The organism is Pseudomonas sp. LBUM1640 (genome assembly GCF_059716225.1).
Window position 1 is genome coordinate 3,024,298 of sequence record NZ_CP166816.1, and the last position, 13,360, is coordinate 3,037,657.

15 protein-coding genes and 1 pseudogene are annotated in these 13,360 nt (G+C 60.5%); 7 read left to right on the forward strand and 9 right to left on the reverse strand.

The window, feature by feature from the left end; translation table 11 throughout:
• Positions 1–103 precede the first annotated feature (103 nt).
• The 3 genes from ACA065_RS13595 to ACA065_RS13605 form a co-directional block, all read right to left on the reverse strand.
• Positions 104–406: a DUF6124 family protein gene (locus ACA065_RS13595; protein ID WP_497694948.1), complete on the reverse strand. Its 303-nt coding sequence runs from the start codon at positions 404–406 to the stop codon at positions 104–106.
• Between the two features lie 474 nt (positions 407–880).
• The gene (gene yghX, locus ACA065_RS13600) at positions 881–1,768 is read right to left on the reverse strand and encodes a YghX family hydrolase (protein WP_128592263.1); all 888 of its coding nucleotides are present in this window, start codon (positions 1,766–1,768) and stop codon (positions 881–883) included.
• Between the two features lie 44 nt (positions 1,769–1,812).
• Positions 1,813–2,307: a PaaI family thioesterase gene (locus ACA065_RS13605; protein WP_497694949.1), complete on the reverse strand. Its 495-nt coding sequence runs from the start codon at positions 2,305–2,307 to the stop codon at positions 1,813–1,815.
• A gap of 124 nt (positions 2,308–2,431) precedes the next feature.
• Between ACA065_RS13605 and ACA065_RS13610 the strand changes: the two genes are divergently transcribed.
• On the forward strand, positions 2,432–2,998 hold the full coding sequence (locus ACA065_RS13610; RefSeq protein ID WP_497694950.1) for a YceI family protein: 567 nt from the start codon (positions 2,432–2,434) through the stop codon (positions 2,996–2,998).
• On the opposite strand, the gene ACA065_RS13615 is transcribed toward ACA065_RS13610, so the two are convergent.
• Positions 2,995–3,885 carry a DMT family transporter gene (locus ACA065_RS13615; RefSeq protein WP_497694951.1) on the reverse strand — a complete coding sequence of 297 codons (891 nt, stop codon included), beginning with the start codon at positions 3,883–3,885 and terminating at the stop codon, positions 2,995–2,997. The genes ACA065_RS13610 and ACA065_RS13615 overlap by 4 nt on opposite strands.
• An 89-nt stretch (positions 3,886–3,974) precedes the next feature.
• Here ACA065_RS13615 and ACA065_RS13620 point away from each other — a divergent pair, with 89 nt between their 5' ends.
• The gene (locus tag ACA065_RS13620; RefSeq protein ID WP_497694952.1) at positions 3,975–5,300 is read left to right on the forward strand and encodes an aminotransferase-like domain-containing protein; all 1,326 of its coding nucleotides are present in this window, start codon (positions 3,975–3,977) and stop codon (positions 5,298–5,300) included.
• A 16-nt stretch (positions 5,301–5,316) separates the two neighbouring features.
• On the opposite strand, the gene ACA065_RS13625 is transcribed toward ACA065_RS13620, so the two are convergent.
• Positions 5,317–5,748 (reverse strand): nuclear transport factor 2 family protein, encoded by a 432-nt coding sequence (locus ACA065_RS13625; protein ID WP_159956106.1) that lies wholly within the window; start codon positions 5,746–5,748, stop codon positions 5,317–5,319.
• A 258-nt stretch (positions 5,749–6,006) separates the two neighbouring features.
• On the opposite strand from ACA065_RS13625, the gene ACA065_RS13630 reads away from it, so the two are divergent.
• The 3 genes from ACA065_RS13630 to ACA065_RS13640 are packed head-to-tail and all read left to right on the forward strand — an operon-like array spanning position 6,007 to position 7,437.
• Positions 6,007–6,225, forward strand: a complete 219-nt coding sequence (locus tag ACA065_RS13630) for a DUF6434 domain-containing protein (protein ID WP_497694953.1) — start codon at positions 6,007–6,009, stop codon at positions 6,223–6,225.
• On the forward strand, positions 6,222–6,692 hold the full coding sequence (locus ACA065_RS13635) for a RidA family protein (RefSeq protein WP_497694954.1): 471 nt from the start codon (positions 6,222–6,224) through the stop codon (positions 6,690–6,692). Before ACA065_RS13630 ends, ACA065_RS13635 begins: the two co-directional genes overlap by 4 nt.
• 7 nt (positions 6,693–6,699) lie before the next feature.
• On the forward strand, positions 6,700–7,437 hold the full coding sequence (locus ACA065_RS13640) for a CPBP family intramembrane glutamic endopeptidase (protein WP_497694955.1): 738 nt from the start codon (positions 6,700–6,702) through the stop codon (positions 7,435–7,437).
• Between the two features lie 1,256 nt (positions 7,438–8,693).
• Here ACA065_RS13640 and ACA065_RS13645 read toward each other — a convergent pair.
• Together ACA065_RS13645 and ACA065_RS13650 are read right to left on the reverse strand one after the other, a co-directional pair.
• Positions 8,694–10,403 carry an amidase gene (locus ACA065_RS13645; RefSeq protein ID WP_497694956.1) on the reverse strand — a complete coding sequence of 570 codons (1,710 nt, stop codon included), beginning with the start codon at positions 10,401–10,403 and terminating at the stop codon, positions 8,694–8,696.
• Between the two features lie 54 nt (positions 10,404–10,457).
• The gene (locus tag ACA065_RS13650; RefSeq protein ID WP_497694957.1) at positions 10,458–11,246 is read right to left on the reverse strand and encodes a helix-turn-helix domain-containing protein; all 789 of its coding nucleotides are present in this window, start codon (positions 11,244–11,246) and stop codon (positions 10,458–10,460) included.
• An 84-nt stretch (positions 11,247–11,330) separates the two neighbouring features.
• Between ACA065_RS13650 and ACA065_RS13655 the strand changes: the two genes are divergently transcribed.
• Together ACA065_RS13655 and ACA065_RS13660 are read left to right on the forward strand one after the other, a co-directional pair.
• Positions 11,331–11,636: a DUF2834 domain-containing protein gene (locus tag ACA065_RS13655; RefSeq protein WP_497694958.1), complete on the forward strand. Its 306-nt coding sequence runs from the start codon at positions 11,331–11,333 to the stop codon at positions 11,634–11,636.
• Positions 11,629–12,051: an MAPEG family protein gene (locus tag ACA065_RS13660; RefSeq protein ID WP_497694959.1), complete on the forward strand. Its 423-nt coding sequence runs from the start codon at positions 11,629–11,631 to the stop codon at positions 12,049–12,051. Before ACA065_RS13655 ends, ACA065_RS13660 begins: the two co-directional genes overlap by 8 nt.
• 98 nt (positions 12,052–12,149) lie before the next feature.
• Here ACA065_RS13660 and ACA065_RS13665 read toward each other — a convergent pair.
• Together ACA065_RS13665 and ACA065_RS13670 are read right to left on the reverse strand one after the other, a co-directional pair.
• Positions 12,150–12,428, reverse strand: a pseudogene (locus ACA065_RS13665) (MmyB family transcriptional regulator); the annotation flags it as partial.
• 96 nt (positions 12,429–12,524) lie between these two features.
• On the reverse strand, positions 12,525–13,271 hold the full coding sequence (locus tag ACA065_RS13670; RefSeq protein WP_497694960.1) for a M12 family metallopeptidase: 747 nt from the start codon (positions 13,269–13,271) through the stop codon (positions 12,525–12,527).
• Between the last annotated feature and the right edge of the window lie 89 nt (positions 13,272–13,360).

The following is a 13,360-nucleotide window of genomic DNA, read 5'->3' on the forward strand; positions in this document are numbered from 1 at the left end:
TCGCGAAGGCGGTGTGTCAGCCAACTGATCCGGTACTGACCCACCGCCTTCGCGAGCAAGCCCGCTCCCACATTTTGGGTGGTGTCGTGTCAGGGGTTGTGGCTTATGCCTTGGGTTGCAGGCAATCCAGTGCGCGGTCGGCCAGTGTGCGAGCCATGTCGATCAGGTGTTCGGTGGCGCCGGCCATGTGGCGTTGATCGCCGGTCAGGCCTTGGAGGGTTTCGGCGGCGGTGGCTGCAGCACAGCGCAGCAGGTCGCAGGTTTGGGCGAGGGCGTCTTCGAAGCTGAGGTCTTGGTGCACGGTAAAGAATGGTGGTGAGGCGGGTTGCAGGTAGTGACTTAGGGCGCGCTCGAAGACTTCGCGGTCTGGGATGGCGCGGGGTGGGTCCGGGACAATTTTGCTCATGCATAAGCTCCTACTGAAAATGGGAGCCATCCTGATGTCGTTTCCACACGACAAAGGGTGGCAGCTGTACGCAGGGTGGAAAACCAGGCAGTAGGACCCGGTCAGACCGAAGTCTGCCCACGAACAGCCGCCATATAGCTTTCTGAAGGCGAAAAGAAAACGCCGACATCGGTCTGATGGTGCTGGCGCTTTGCGCCTACTGATTCCCAGGTTTCCACACCCGATCGCTGATGTGCAGCGACAGAGCGAAGGCTAGCCAGTGGCGTGAGCAGGCGCAAGGCCGAAGGATTGTCTAGGAAACTTCCTGCAAATTAAAGGGATATGGATTGCTGGCCTTTAACAATGCATGTCGATCAACCAACACCGATCAAATGTGGGAGCTGGCTTGCCTGCGATAGCGTCGGGCCAGCCAGCATATTTTTCACTGGAAGACCGCCATCGCAGGCAAGCCAGCTCCCACAGTTTAGATCGCAGCTAGGCCAGGTATTTGTGGAACCAGCCAAGCGTTCTTTCCCATGCCAGATTCGCCGCCGCTTCGTCATACCTTGGCGTCGAATCATTGTGAAACCCATGGTTGGCGCCCTTGTAGATATACGCCTCGTACGTCGTACCCGCCGCCTTCAACGCTTTTTCATACGCCGGCCAACCCTCATTGATCCGCGTATCCAACTCGCCGTAATGCAGCATGATCGGCGCCTTGATGCGTGGCACGTCCTTGGCTTCCGGTTGACGCCCGTAGAACGACACCGCTGCACCCAATTCCGGGTAAGCCACCGCCGCCGCATTGGTCACGCCGCCGCCATAGCAGAAGCCGGTTATCCCGACTTTGCCGGTGCTGCTGTCGTGGTGCATCAGCCATTCAATGGCGGCGAAGAAGTCGTTCATGAGCTTTTCGGGGTCGACTTTCTGTTGCAGCTCCACGCCTTTTTCATCGTTGCCGGGATAGCCGCCCACGGAGGTCAGGCCGTCGGGCGCCAGGGCGATGAAGCCGGCTTTGGCCAGGCGGCGGGCGACGTCTTCGATATACGGGTTGAGGCCGCGGTTTTCGTGAACCACCACCACGGCCGGCAGTTTGCCGCTGGCTTTGGCCGGGCGTACCAGGTAGCCGCGCACGGTGCCGTTGCCTTTGGGCGAGGGGTAGGTGATGTAGTCGGCGATGATGTCCGGGTCGGTGAATTTGACTTGTTCGGCCAGCGCGTAGTTGGGGCTCAGGGCCGCCAGCAGTGCGGAGGCGGTGAGGCCGCCGAAGGTGAACAGCGCGGCGCGGTCGAGAAATTCGCGGCGGTTGAGCTTGCCGTGGGCGTAGCCGTCGTAGAGTTCCAGCAGTTCGGGGGCAAAGTCTTTCGCGGTGAGACGAGTCATCGGTGCAATCCTCGATTGGCGGTGCCAGTCAATGTAGACCAGGATCAGCGCACGCGGCCATGGGCGGAGTCTGACAGTTGCCGGGTGTCGACGCGCACAAAGACCGAGTCGCCGATTTCGGTGAGCACGTCACCGGCGTACACCTCGCAGACCACGCGGCTTTTACGCCCCACTTCGCCCTCGACCCGCGCGCGCAGGCTCAGCGTTACGCCCATGGGCGTGGGCTTGATGAATTTGATGCCCAGGTTGCCGGTGACGCAGTCGATGCGCGGCAGGCTGCCGGGTTCGCGCTGTTCGGCGCGGTAGTGATAGGCCATGGCGGTCCAGTTGGAGTGGCAGTCCACCAGCATGGCGATCAGGCCGCCGTAGACCAGTTCGGGCCAGCCGCTGTATTTGGCCTCGGGCTGATGCTCGGCGATGACATGGACGCCATCGGCATCCCAACGGCTCTTGATGTGCAGGCCGTGCGGGTTGCTGCCGCCGCAGCCATAGCAGATGCCTTCGGGGGCGGTGGTGTCCTGCAGGGAAGGGGTGTGCATGCAAAGTCCTTATTGTTTCTTTTGGCGACTACTCTGTGTAGCAGGGCGCGCACCGAAAGGGAATAAATCCATGGCATGGCGTGTTAGCTCAGCACCTGTGTCCTTTTCTCTTGTGGAGTGTTGCATGAAGCGTCGAATGTCCAAGGTGTTCCTGCTGGCGCTGATCTTCGGTTGGTTTGCCAACGCGCAGGCCGTGGAATTCAAAGACGTCAACCGCACGGCCAGCCAGATCAGCTTTACCTTTCAGCAGTTCGGGCAGCGGGTGTACGGCACCTTCAGCGACTTTGAGGGCACCCTGAGCTTCGATACGCAAAAGCCTGAGGCGGCGCATGCGTTGCTCAAGATCCAGCTCGCCAGCATCGATGCCGGCAGCCAGGACGCCAATACCCAGCTGCAGCAACCCGCTTGGTTCGACACCGCGGCCTATCCGGTCGGTGTGTATGAATCCAACGGCGCCACCGCGCTGGGCGATAACCGCTACAAGATCACCGGCAACCTGACGATCAAAGGCATCACGCGGCCGGTGGACATCACTGTGCTGCTCAAGGAGCAAAGCGGCATTGGCGTGTTCGACGGTGAATTCGTGCTCAAGCGCGCCGACTTCAAGATCGGCGAGGGCGAATGGGCGGGCAACAGCGTGGTGTCCAACGACATCAACATCAAATTCAAGATGGTCGCGCCGCAGCGCTAACGCGCGAACCTTTTTGCACCCGCTACGCAGCCGATCACCGCAACGGTCACCAGCAGCATGCCCAGGCTGACCTGCTCATGCAGCAGGCCCGCCGCCAGCGCCAGGCCGAAGAACGGTTGCAGCAACTGCAATTGGCCGACGGCGCCGATGCCACCCTGGGCCAGGCCGCGATACCAGAACACAAAACCGATCAGCATGCTGAACAGTGCCACATAGCCCAGGCTCAACCAGGCCGGCAGGCTGATGCCGGCCAGGGTTGTGGGGGCGAGGATCACACTCAGCGGCGCCACCACCGGCAGCGACAGCACCAGCGCCCAGGAGATTACCTGCCAGCCGCCGAGGCTGCGCGACAGCTTGGCGCCCTCGGCATAGCCCAAACCGCACACCAGCACCGCCAGCAGCATCAGCACGTCACCGGCCGGCGCGGCGCTCAAGCCTTGGGCGAAGGCGTAGCCCATTACCAGCAGGCTGCCGAGAATCGAAAACAACCAGAACACCGGGCGCGGCCGCTCACCGCCACGCAGCACGCCAAACACCGCCGTGGCCAGGGGCAGCAGGCCGATGAAGACGATGGAGTGGGCCGAGGTTACGTATTGCAGCGCCAGTGCTGTCAGCAGCGGGAAGCCAATGACCACGCCGAGCGCGACGATTGCCAGCGGCGCCCATTGGCTGCGCACGGGGCGTTTCTCCTTGAACAGCCACAGCAGGCACAGCCCCAGTGCGGCGGCCAACGTGGCGCGAATCATGGTCAGGAACACCGGGTCGAATTCCATCACCGCCAGGCGCGTGGCCGGCAATGAGCCGCTGAAAATCACCACGCCGATAAAACCGTTGATCCAACCTTGGGTGCTGCTGTCGAGGGAGCTGAGCCGTGAAGTACGTTCCATGGGGGCGTGTCCGAAAAGGATAAGTTGCGTTTGGCCATCCTAGGATTGAAGATTAAGACAATCAAAAAATTGTCATGGATACATCGCCAATGCCACGCGCCCGCTACAAGTCGTTGGTCGACACCTTTGCCGAGGACATCCGCAGCGGCAAACTGCTGCCCGGTACGCGCCTGCCAACGCACCGACAATTGGCTGCCGACCATGGCCTGGCGCTGGTCACGGCCAGCCGGGTGTACACCGAGCTAGAGGCCATGGGCCTGGTCAGCGGTGAAACCGGGCGTGGCACGTTCGTGCGTGAGATCTCGCTACCGCCAGGGCAGGGCAGTGGGCAGATGAGCGTAGGAACCGGCATGCTCGACCTCAACTTCAACTACCCATCGCTGCCTGGCCAGGCTGATCTGTTGCGCACGGCCTTGCGCCAACTGGCGCTGTCGGGCGACCTCGAAGCCTTGCTGCGTTACCAGCCCCACGCCGGCCGCCTGCACGAGCGCGCGGCAGTGGCGCGGCATCTGTTGAGCCGAGGGCTGAACGTCGAGGCCGAGCAGGTGCTGGTGGTCAGCGGCGCCCAGCATGGGTTGGCAGTGACGATGATGGCGCTGCTCAAGCCCGGCGATGTGATCGCGGTTGATGCGCTGACGTATTCAGGCTTCAAGGTGCTGGCCGAAACCCTGCACCTGGAAATCGTCGCAATCGCGGTCACCGCCAGCGGCCCGGATCTGGATGCACTGCAACGCCTGTGCAGCAAACGCCCGGTGCGCGCGGTGTACAGCATTCCGACCTTACATAACCCGTTGGGCTGGGTGATGAGCCTGGCGCAACGCGAGCAACTGGTCAGCATTGCCCGTCAGCACAACCTGATGATCATCGAGGACGCGGCCTACGCGTTTCTGGCCGCAGAGGCTCCGCCGCCCCTGGCGACCTTGGCACCTGAGCGCACGGTGTACGTCGGCGGGTTTTCCAAGAGCGTTGCCACCGGTTTGCGCGTTGGGTTTATTGCAGCGCCGACGGTGTGGGTAAAGAAGCTGGAACGCACCATCATGGCCACCACCTGGAACGTGCCCGGGGTGATGAGCGCGCTGGCCGTGGCCTGGATCGAGGACGGCACCGTCGCTCAGTTGGAAGCGCAAAAACGCCAGGATGCCCAGGCGCGACAGGCCTTGGCGGCGCAAGTGCTCAAAGGCGTGGAGTACATCAGCCACCCTTCATCGTATTTTTTGTGGTTGCCGCTGGGGGAAGATGCGCGGGCTGATCAGGTTGCCATGGGGTTGCAGCGCGAAGGTATTTGCGTGTCCACCGCCGAGCCGTTTGCGGTGTCGGCGACCGTGCCGCATGCGTTGCGGTTGGCGCTGGGCTCGGTGGATATGGGGGCGCTGCGTGAGGCGCTGATGAAGGTACGCGAAGTGGTGCGGTGGTGAGCCGCACCCAGCGCGATCAGTACTTGTAAGCCTGACGCCCGATCAGCAGCCATTTGCCTTTTTGCTTCTGCCAGACCTGGAAGTTGTCGATGTCGGTCGGCGTATCGACGCCGCTGTTCACCGCCAGTGCGTGAAAGTGGTTGCGCACCAGCGCGGTGTCGCCGTCGAGGGTGATGGTCTGGTTCTGCATTTCGAGGGTTTTGAAGGCGCTGGTGTGGGTTTCAAGGTCAGCGATAAATTGCGCTTTGTTCTGCACCTTGCCGCTGGAGTGGCCGTAGGTGAGTTTGTCGGAGGTCAACGCGTGAAGCTGCTTGAGGTCCAGGTGCAGCATGGCTTGAGTCAGTTGGTCGACCGCTTGGGCCACATCCTTCTCGGCGGGGGCAGGCGCAGCTGCGACGTAGCCGGTGAACAGGCACAGAAAACCGATCAGCACTTTGACGTTTGGCATGGGTGTTTCCTTATTGTTGTTGGGGGCGGACGCGACAATTTAAGTCGTCGTACAACCATGCAATATTTCAGGTGAGGAAGGAAAGTGAAATTTTGAAATATCTTGAAAAGATTAGCGGTTTAGCCGTTATAAGCGTTGTAGTTTCTTGTACGACGTCCCAACACTGCGCAAATACCTGAGCGCTTCGTCATGCAGCTTCCTGCCCGACTAGCACATCGCTATGCTACTGCCCACACAACAAACCTCCCGAGAGCCAAAATGGATTTGGACTGGCACAGCGCCGCCCTCACTCGCGCCACTCCCGTGACCCGACACTACAAAAATACCCAAAACGTACGCCGTTTCATGCTTGAACACTGTGGGCCAGCGTTCAAGTTCGACCGGCCATTCATGGCCTGGATTCGCAACGACACCCCCAAGACCCTGGGCGATGTGGTGGATGAGTGGCAACGTCGACACGAGGATTCACGCCCATGACACGCGATGAAAAATACCAGGCCGCCCAGCAGCGTATCGGCTATCAACTGGACGAATTCAAAGTCGGCGGCAATTACACGCCGTTGGTTCGCGACGGCGACCACCTGTACATCAGCGGCCAGATTCCGCGCGTGGGCGACACGATTGTACTGCCGGGCAAAGTCGGTGACAGCCTGAGCCTGGCCCAGGCGCAAATTGCCGCCGGTATAAGCGCGCTGCGTTGTCTGGGCTTGCTCAAGCAGGCGCTGGGGTCGTTGGACCAGGTCAAGGCGATCCCGCGTATCACCGTGTATGTGCGCAGCGCTGAGGATTTTGATCAGCAAAGTGAAGTAGCCAATGGTGCTTCGGACCTGCTGCACGAGATCCTGGGCAGCGCCGGGGTGCATACACGGACTTCGGTTGGGGTGATGCAGTTGCCGAAGTCGGCGGCGGTCGAGGTCGACATGATTGCTGTCGCACACGGCTGAGTCGCCCATGATCACCCAAGGCTTGGCAGTATTGATCAATTACGGCGTCTACGTGGCGCCGGGCCTGTTGCTGTTTGGCCTGTGGTTCGCGCTGACGCCCAGGGCGCTGCGCGCGATGCGCATCCTGATCCTGCTGGCAGCGTTTGTGCTGATGCGTGACGCGATGACGCCGCTGGGCCTGTGGGCGCTCAGCAGCGACGTGCAGATCGCATTCAGCGCCAATGCGTTCGTGCTGGCGGCACTGGGTGGGCTGTCGGTGTTGTTGATTATGCTGCTGGCACGCCTGGCACCTGAGTTGTGGCGGCTGGTGCGCTGGTGCATCGGCAACCCGGTTGTTGGCCTTGGCGTAGGGCTTGTCGTGGGCAGTTTGATCGGCGTGCCGCTGCGGGTTTATCAAGGCATCGAGGCGTCCGAGATTCACGGCTATTGGGTGTGGCTACCGGGCATGGTGGTCTTGGCCTATGGCGCCAATGCGTTGGAAGAGGTGCTGTTTCGCGGGTGCTTGCAGGGTTACCTGGAACAACAAGTGACGCCCTTGCGCGCGGCATTGATCAGCGGCGTAGCGTTTGCGGCGTGCCATGCCTTCCTGGCGTTGAGCGTCACCCAACTCGGCTGGCCGGTGCTGCTGTTTACCCTGATCGAAGGGCTGGCCTGCGCGCTGGTGCGCATGCGCTATGGCGTGCTGCCAGCGACCGCCGCCCATGGCACCGCCATCCTGCTGATCGCCGTGCCGTACATGGCCTGATTTGAAATACAGCCTAAACCTGTGGGAGCGGGCTTGCCTGCGATAGCTATTTGTCAGTGACAAATATGCCGGCTGACCCACCGCTATCGCAGCATAGGTATCTACACATCTTTTTTACGAATTGAATGCTGCGGTTGTCGTGGGGGGGCGCTGGGTACATATCCGTTGCTGCGGTATTGGCTGATATGGGTTCCGCCCTTACGGCGGGTCACTTTGGAAAAGCACCAAAGTAACCAAAGTGCTCTTGCCCCACCACTCGGCACCTCGCCTCCGGCTCGGTGTGCCCTCACGCAGGCTTTGGAGCGGGGGCCGCCGCGATGGGCCATCCATGGCCCAGCGCGGCTAAACCGGCGTCCTGCCGGTTTACCCCCGCTCCAAAGCCTGCGTTCGGCCAGCGTGGTTTAACGGGGCGCCTAAGATCAAGATCAAAATCAAGATCAAGATCTACAGCACGGCGGCCTGGTAGCCGACCTGAGTGGTTGAATCAAAAGCAAAGCCAAGGCGGCCTGACAGCCGACCTGCTTACTGAAGCTGTTCTCGGTCTAATTGTGGGAGCGGGCTTGCTCGCGAATGCGGTGTGTCTGTCAGTTTATTTGTAACTGGCCCACCGCATTCGCGAGCAAGCCCGCTCCCACATTTTGAGCTCAGTACATCAGGTAGATGTGTGTACTCGGTCAATGTGGGAGCTGGCTTGTTGGACCGCCGAACCGCTGCAAAGGCATCACCTGGGTATGCCTGATGTACCGAGGTGTCTGCATCGCAGCGGTTCGGCGGTCCGACAAGCCAGCTCCCACAGAAAAGCAGCTCTGCTTCTGCTCTGTTCTTGATCTGCTTTTGCTTCAACCACTCAGGTCGGCTACTAGGCCGCCGTGCTCTGCTTTTGATTTTGATCTGACAGGCCCCATTAACCACGATGGCCGAACGCAGGCTTGAATCCGTGGGTAACCCGGCAGGACGCCGGGTTAGCCGCGATGGGCCAAGGATGGCCCATCGCGGCGGCCCACGGATTCAAGCCTGCGTGCGGGCATGCCGAGCCTAAGCGAGGCACCGAGTGGTGGGGCAAAGACTTTTTGGTTACTTTTGTGTCTTTACAAAAGTGACCCGCTGTAAGAGCGGAACCATACGAAGCCGTTACCGCAGCAACGGATATGTACTCAATCTACCTAAACCCGCCACAGGCCTAATGCAACACAAAAAGTTGCGTAGATACCTATGGCTATCGCAGGCAAGCCCGCTCCCACATTTTTTGCCCGTGTTTATTCTGCTGCCAACGCCGGCGTGCGTGGCGGGATCAGGCGTTTGCTGCCGGTGGCTTCATACGCCGACGCAAAGCGCAGCAGCGCCGAATCGTCGTAGGCGCGCCCGGCGAAGGTCAGCCCCACGGGCATGCCGATGTCCGCCATCACCCCCATCGGCACCGTGACGGTGGGCACGCCCAGGTGGCGAATCGCGAGGTTGCCATTGGCCACCCAGACGCCGTTGCTCCAGGCGATGTCGGCGCTGGCTTCATTGATATCGGCATCCGCCGGGCCCACATCGGCCACGGTCGGGAACAGCACTGCATCCAGCCCCAGCGTGTCCATCCAGTCTTCCAGGTCGATGCGCCGGGTTTGCTCCAGGCCGCGCAGGCCATCCGGCACCGTGCTGATCTCGTTCCACGGCGTGATGCCGCGCTCGGCCATGCGCACATATTCATCCATGCCGGCGGCCAGGTCGTCCTCACGGTTGGGCAGGGTGCCGGGGTCGTGCGGGAAGATCTTCGGCCCGTCGACATCCGCCAGGCGATTGAGCGCCGGGTCGTCGTTGGCGCGCAGGAAATCATCGAACGCCCAGGCCGACAGTTCCCACAATTCGTCGTGCAAAAACTCCTTGGAGACCAAGCCACGGGTAAACACCGTCGGCGTGCCAGGGCGGTCGCCTTCGCAGTTGGACACCAAGGGGAAGTCCACCTCGATTACTTCGGCGCCGGCCGCTTCCAACGCCTGGCGTGCGGCGTGCCACAGGTCGATCACGCTGGCGCGGGTGTTGATCTTTTGCCCGGTCGGCCCGCCGATTCCGGGCTTCTCGCGGGTGCCGGCCTCGGGGTCGGCATTGATGTACATGCGCGGTACGCCAAAGCGTTTACCGGCGAGGGCTGCGCTGTTAACCGCCAGTTCAGCGTAGGACGCCGGGCGCACCGAGGCCACGCTGGGGATCGGCACCCATGGCTGCAGGCGCCACAGGTCGCCGCGCGGGTTTGGGTCTTCAGCGACCACCACATCAAGTACTTCAAGCAAGTCGGCCATGGTGCGCGCATACGGCACCACCACGTCCATGGTCGGCGTCAACGGCCAGTTGCCGCGCACCGAAATCACCCCACGCGAGGGCGTGTAGGCGCACAGGCCGTTGTTGGACGCCGGGCCGCGCCCGCTCGACCAGGTTTCTTCGGCCAGGCCGAAGGCCGCGAAGCTGGCAGCCGTGGCCGTGCCCGCGCCGTTGGACGAGCCGGAGGCAAACGGTGCGGTGAGGTAGTCGGCGTTATACGGGCTTTCTGCGCGGCCATACACACCGCGCTGCATGCCGCCATTGGCCATCGGCGGCATATTGGTCTTGCCCAGGCAGATGGCCCCGCCCGCCCGCAGGCGTTCGATGGTGAAGGCGTCGCGCTGCGCCACCAGCTTGGCGAAGGCCGGGCTGCCGGATGCAGCCGTCAGGCCCTTGACCAGGTAGCTGTCCTTGGCGGTATAGGGAATGCCATCCAATGGCCCCAAGGTTTGGCCTTTCGCCCGGCGCGCGTCGCTCGCCTCGGCCTCTTTGAGCGCCTCGGGATTGCGCACCACCACGGCGTTTAATGCGGTCGCGGTTTGCGGCCCGTCATAGGCCTCGATCCGCGCCAGGTAAGCCTTAACCAGTTCAACGGCAGTGGTCTGGCCGCTTTCAAGCGCCGCGCGCAGTTGGGCAATGGAGACTTCGGTAACTTGCATCACGTTTTTTCGCCGCCTTCAAGTGGGAGGTATGGCGGCAGTCTACGTACAGATATTTCACAAAACCAGCGCTGCATAATCCGCATAGGCGGCGCGCATTACCTGCCACGTCGGCTCGTCAGCGGGAATCAGATGCTCGATACGCAGCGACGTGAGGGTGATGTCCTGGGGCATGCCAAAAGTGGTGAAGGTTGATAGAAAATTCAGCTCACCGCGATTTGAGCGGATGCGCGTCAATACCAGCGGCGGTCGTTCATTGGGCGGCTCAGTGCAGTTCGGCACCGGCAAACGTGCCAGTAATTGCGCCAATGCAGGATTGCCCAGCGCTTCGCGGGTTGCGCGTTGCCAGGCCAAGGTGCGGATCTCTTCAGCGTTGATCAGGTGATCGCCCAGGCCGTCTGGTTGCAACAGCGTGGTCAGCAGGTTCAGCCCGTCGGCTGCAGTGGGCGTGATCCCCACCAGCTCAAACAACAGGCCGGTGCTGGCGTTGGCCGCGAGCACTTGCCACTCGCTGCCCAGCAGAATCGCCGGGGCGGGGTTGTTGGCGTGCAATACATGGCTGACGGCTTCACGAATGGCGGCCATGGCCGGGGAGGCGAGTGGGGTGGCGGTGTAACGCGGCGCGTAACCGGCAGCGAGGAACACCTGGTTGCACTGCTCCAGCGGGGCCTGCAACGCCGTCAGCAGGTTATGCAACGTGCCAGGGCTTGGCTTGGCGCGGCCGGTTTCGATGCAACTGAGGTGGCGCTGGGAAACACCCGTGATCAAGGCCAGGTCCAACTGGCTGAGCGTGGCGTGTCGACGCAATTGGCGCAGGTGTTGGCCGGCGGTTGAAGAGGTGTCCATGGCCTGATCATGACCTCCGAGGTCATTGCGAGAGGCGCAACCTTATCACTATGTTGAACCTCGATCACTTCAAGGAAAGAGACCATGCACAGACCCTATATCGCCCTGGCCGGCTTGCTCGGATTTTCGCTGTATACCCTGGCCACGATGCTCACGGCGCAGCAGTCGCTGCTGGCCTTTGGGCAGGAACTGATGTCGAAGCCGGACACCGCACAGGTGGTGATCGACCTGTATCTGATGGCGCTGCTTGCGTGTGTGTGGATGTACCGGGATGCGCGGGCGCGAGGGCGCTCGGTTGTATCGCTGGTGCCGTATTTTTTGCTGACGGCGGTGTTTGTGTCGGTGGGGCCGTTGCTCTATATCGTTGTGAATGGGTTCGGAGATGAATGACCCCTTGTATGTCTATGCAGGGTGTGTGCTGGTGTTGTGCCTGAAGATGTTTGCGATTTCCTGCTACCAGGGGTTCTTCCGGATTCGGCGGCTGGCGTTCACCAACCTTGAAGACGCCGCTTTTTTCAGTTGCACGGCACGATCGGAGGAACTGCCGCAAGTCAGCAGGGCGAAAAGGGTCTGGGCGAATGACCTGGAAAACATTCCGCTGTTTTGGGTGTTGGGCGGGTTGTGCATAGCCTTGGCCACTTCCAGCGTTGTCACTGGCTGGCTATTCGTGGGTTTTACTACGGCCCGGATGGCGCACACGGTGACGTATCTGACGGAACTGCAGCCCTGGCGCACGCTGGCTTACGGGCTGGGCGTGGTTTGCTTGTTTGGGCTGGGTGGCCTGGTGGTTCTGAGGTTGCTATGAACAACGACGACTTCCCCGTCTCTTGTGGCGAGCGAGCTTGCTCGCGTTGGGCTGCGTAGCAGCCCCATCAAGCTCCGTCTTCATGCGTTTTCCACCCCTTCAGTGCAGCTCGGCACCGGCAAACGTGCCAGTAACCCCGCCAATGCAGGATTGCCCAGCGCTTCGCGGGTTGCGCGTTGCCAGGCCAAGGTGCGGATCTCTTCAGCGTTGATCAGGTGATCGCCCAGGCCGTCTGGTTGCAACAGCGTGGTCAGCAGGTTCAGCCCGTCGGTTGCAGTGGGCGTGATCCCCACCAACTCAAACAACAGGCCGGTGCTGGCGTTGGCCGCGAGCACTTGCCACTCGCTGCCCAGCAGAATCGCCGGGGCGGGGTTGTTGATACGCCTTCCTTTATAACGTTTTATTAGAGAGCGCTAGATGAGCGCGCACTGTGAAATACAGTGCGCCGGTCCCGTTGGCACAAAGGATAGCTATTAACGCGGCCTTTGTGGTCGGTTCCGGGGGCGACCCTTGTAGTGCGGGTAAAGCGTCTGCAGAAATGCTTTGTCATTTTCACTGAGCACGTAATTAGCGCCAGTCGACGGTTGCTTCCATAGTATTGTATCGCTCATGTCGTAGTGCATGATTGATTGTTGATCATAGGGTGACGTGATGACGTCGGCAGGGTCGGCTTTTTTAAAAATATTGTGGTAGGTGTGTGGTACGCGCCACTTGTATTCGTTTTCGAAATGTTTGTAAGTTTCTCGTATATTGAATTCAAGCGTTCTATCGGGATGTTGATGCTCATGCAGCAGGCCGAGTGCATGCCCAAATTCATGGAGGATATTCGCTGAAAGATCTCCCGTGTCGGGAGGATAGTCAATATGCATAGTCGGCTCATTCGGCGGAACTTTTAACGCTTCAGTTCCAAAGTATGACCAGGTTCCCTTTTCTTCCTTGCCGGTGGATATGCGGACGTCGCCTTTAGAACCTTCAACAAATTTTAGCTGTAAGTTGATGAGAGGGCCGTAAGTGTCTTCTATGCTTTTTTTTATAAATTCTTTTTCGTGCTCAGGGGTGTTCATGAACGCGATAGTCAGTGTCCCGTGTTGCGGCCATAAGTTAAATTTACCAGCTACGCCACGTTTATTTCTAACCGTCGACGCCGCATTGGGCGCTTCAGCGGACAACGGATCAATTGAATAGTCGGAATGATAAGTCGGAGGAGATTTCACTATCATGGTTTTTCGCTCTTCTTGGCATCTACTGACCCAGCATGGGTGGTTGGGTAGGCGATTTAGTTCCATTTACATGTACGACGCATCTGTAC

Bases quoted from the DNA above. Each gene is read 5' to 3' on its own strand.
- ACA065_RS13670 (WP_497694960.1), bottom strand. From the start codon at position 13,271: ATGATAGTGAAATCTCCTCCGACTTATCATTCCGACTATTCAATTGAT.
- ACA065_RS13650 (WP_497694957.1), bottom strand. From the start codon at position 11,246: ATGGACACCTCTTCAACCGCCGGCCAACACCTGCGCCAATTGCGTCGA.
- ACA065_RS13640 (WP_497694955.1), top strand. From the start codon at position 6,700: ATGATCACCCAAGGCTTGGCAGTATTGATCAATTACGGCGTCTACGTG.
- ACA065_RS13615 (WP_497694951.1), bottom strand. From the start codon at position 3,885: ATGGAACGTACTTCACGGCTCAGCTCCCTCGACAGCAGCACCCAAGGT.
- ACA065_RS13605 (WP_497694949.1), bottom strand. From the start codon at position 2,307: ATGCACACCCCTTCCCTGCAGGACACCACCGCCCCCGAAGGCATCTGC.
- ACA065_RS13655 (WP_497694958.1), top strand. From the start codon at position 11,331: ATGCACAGACCCTATATCGCCCTGGCCGGCTTGCTCGGATTTTCGCTG.
- ACA065_RS13635 (WP_497694954.1), top strand. From the start codon at position 6,222: ATGACACGCGATGAAAAATACCAGGCCGCCCAGCAGCGTATCGGCTAT.
- ACA065_RS13625 (WP_159956106.1), bottom strand. From the start codon at position 5,748: ATGCCAAACGTCAAAGTGCTGATCGGTTTTCTGTGCCTGTTCACCGGC.
- ACA065_RS13620 (WP_497694952.1), top strand. From the start codon at position 3,975: ATGCCACGCGCCCGCTACAAGTCGTTGGTCGACACCTTTGCCGAGGAC.
- ACA065_RS13630 (WP_497694953.1), top strand. From the start codon at position 6,007: ATGGATTTGGACTGGCACAGCGCCGCCCTCACTCGCGCCACTCCCGTG.
- ACA065_RS13660 (WP_497694959.1), top strand. From the start codon at position 11,629: ATGAATGACCCCTTGTATGTCTATGCAGGGTGTGTGCTGGTGTTGTGC.
- yghX (WP_128592263.1), bottom strand. From the start codon at position 1,768: ATGACTCGTCTCACCGCGAAAGACTTTGCCCCCGAACTGCTGGAACTC.
- ACA065_RS13595 (WP_497694948.1), bottom strand. From the start codon at position 406: ATGAGCAAAATTGTCCCGGACCCACCCCGCGCCATCCCAGACCGCGAA.
- ACA065_RS13610 (WP_497694950.1), top strand. From the start codon at position 2,432: ATGAAGCGTCGAATGTCCAAGGTGTTCCTGCTGGCGCTGATCTTCGGT.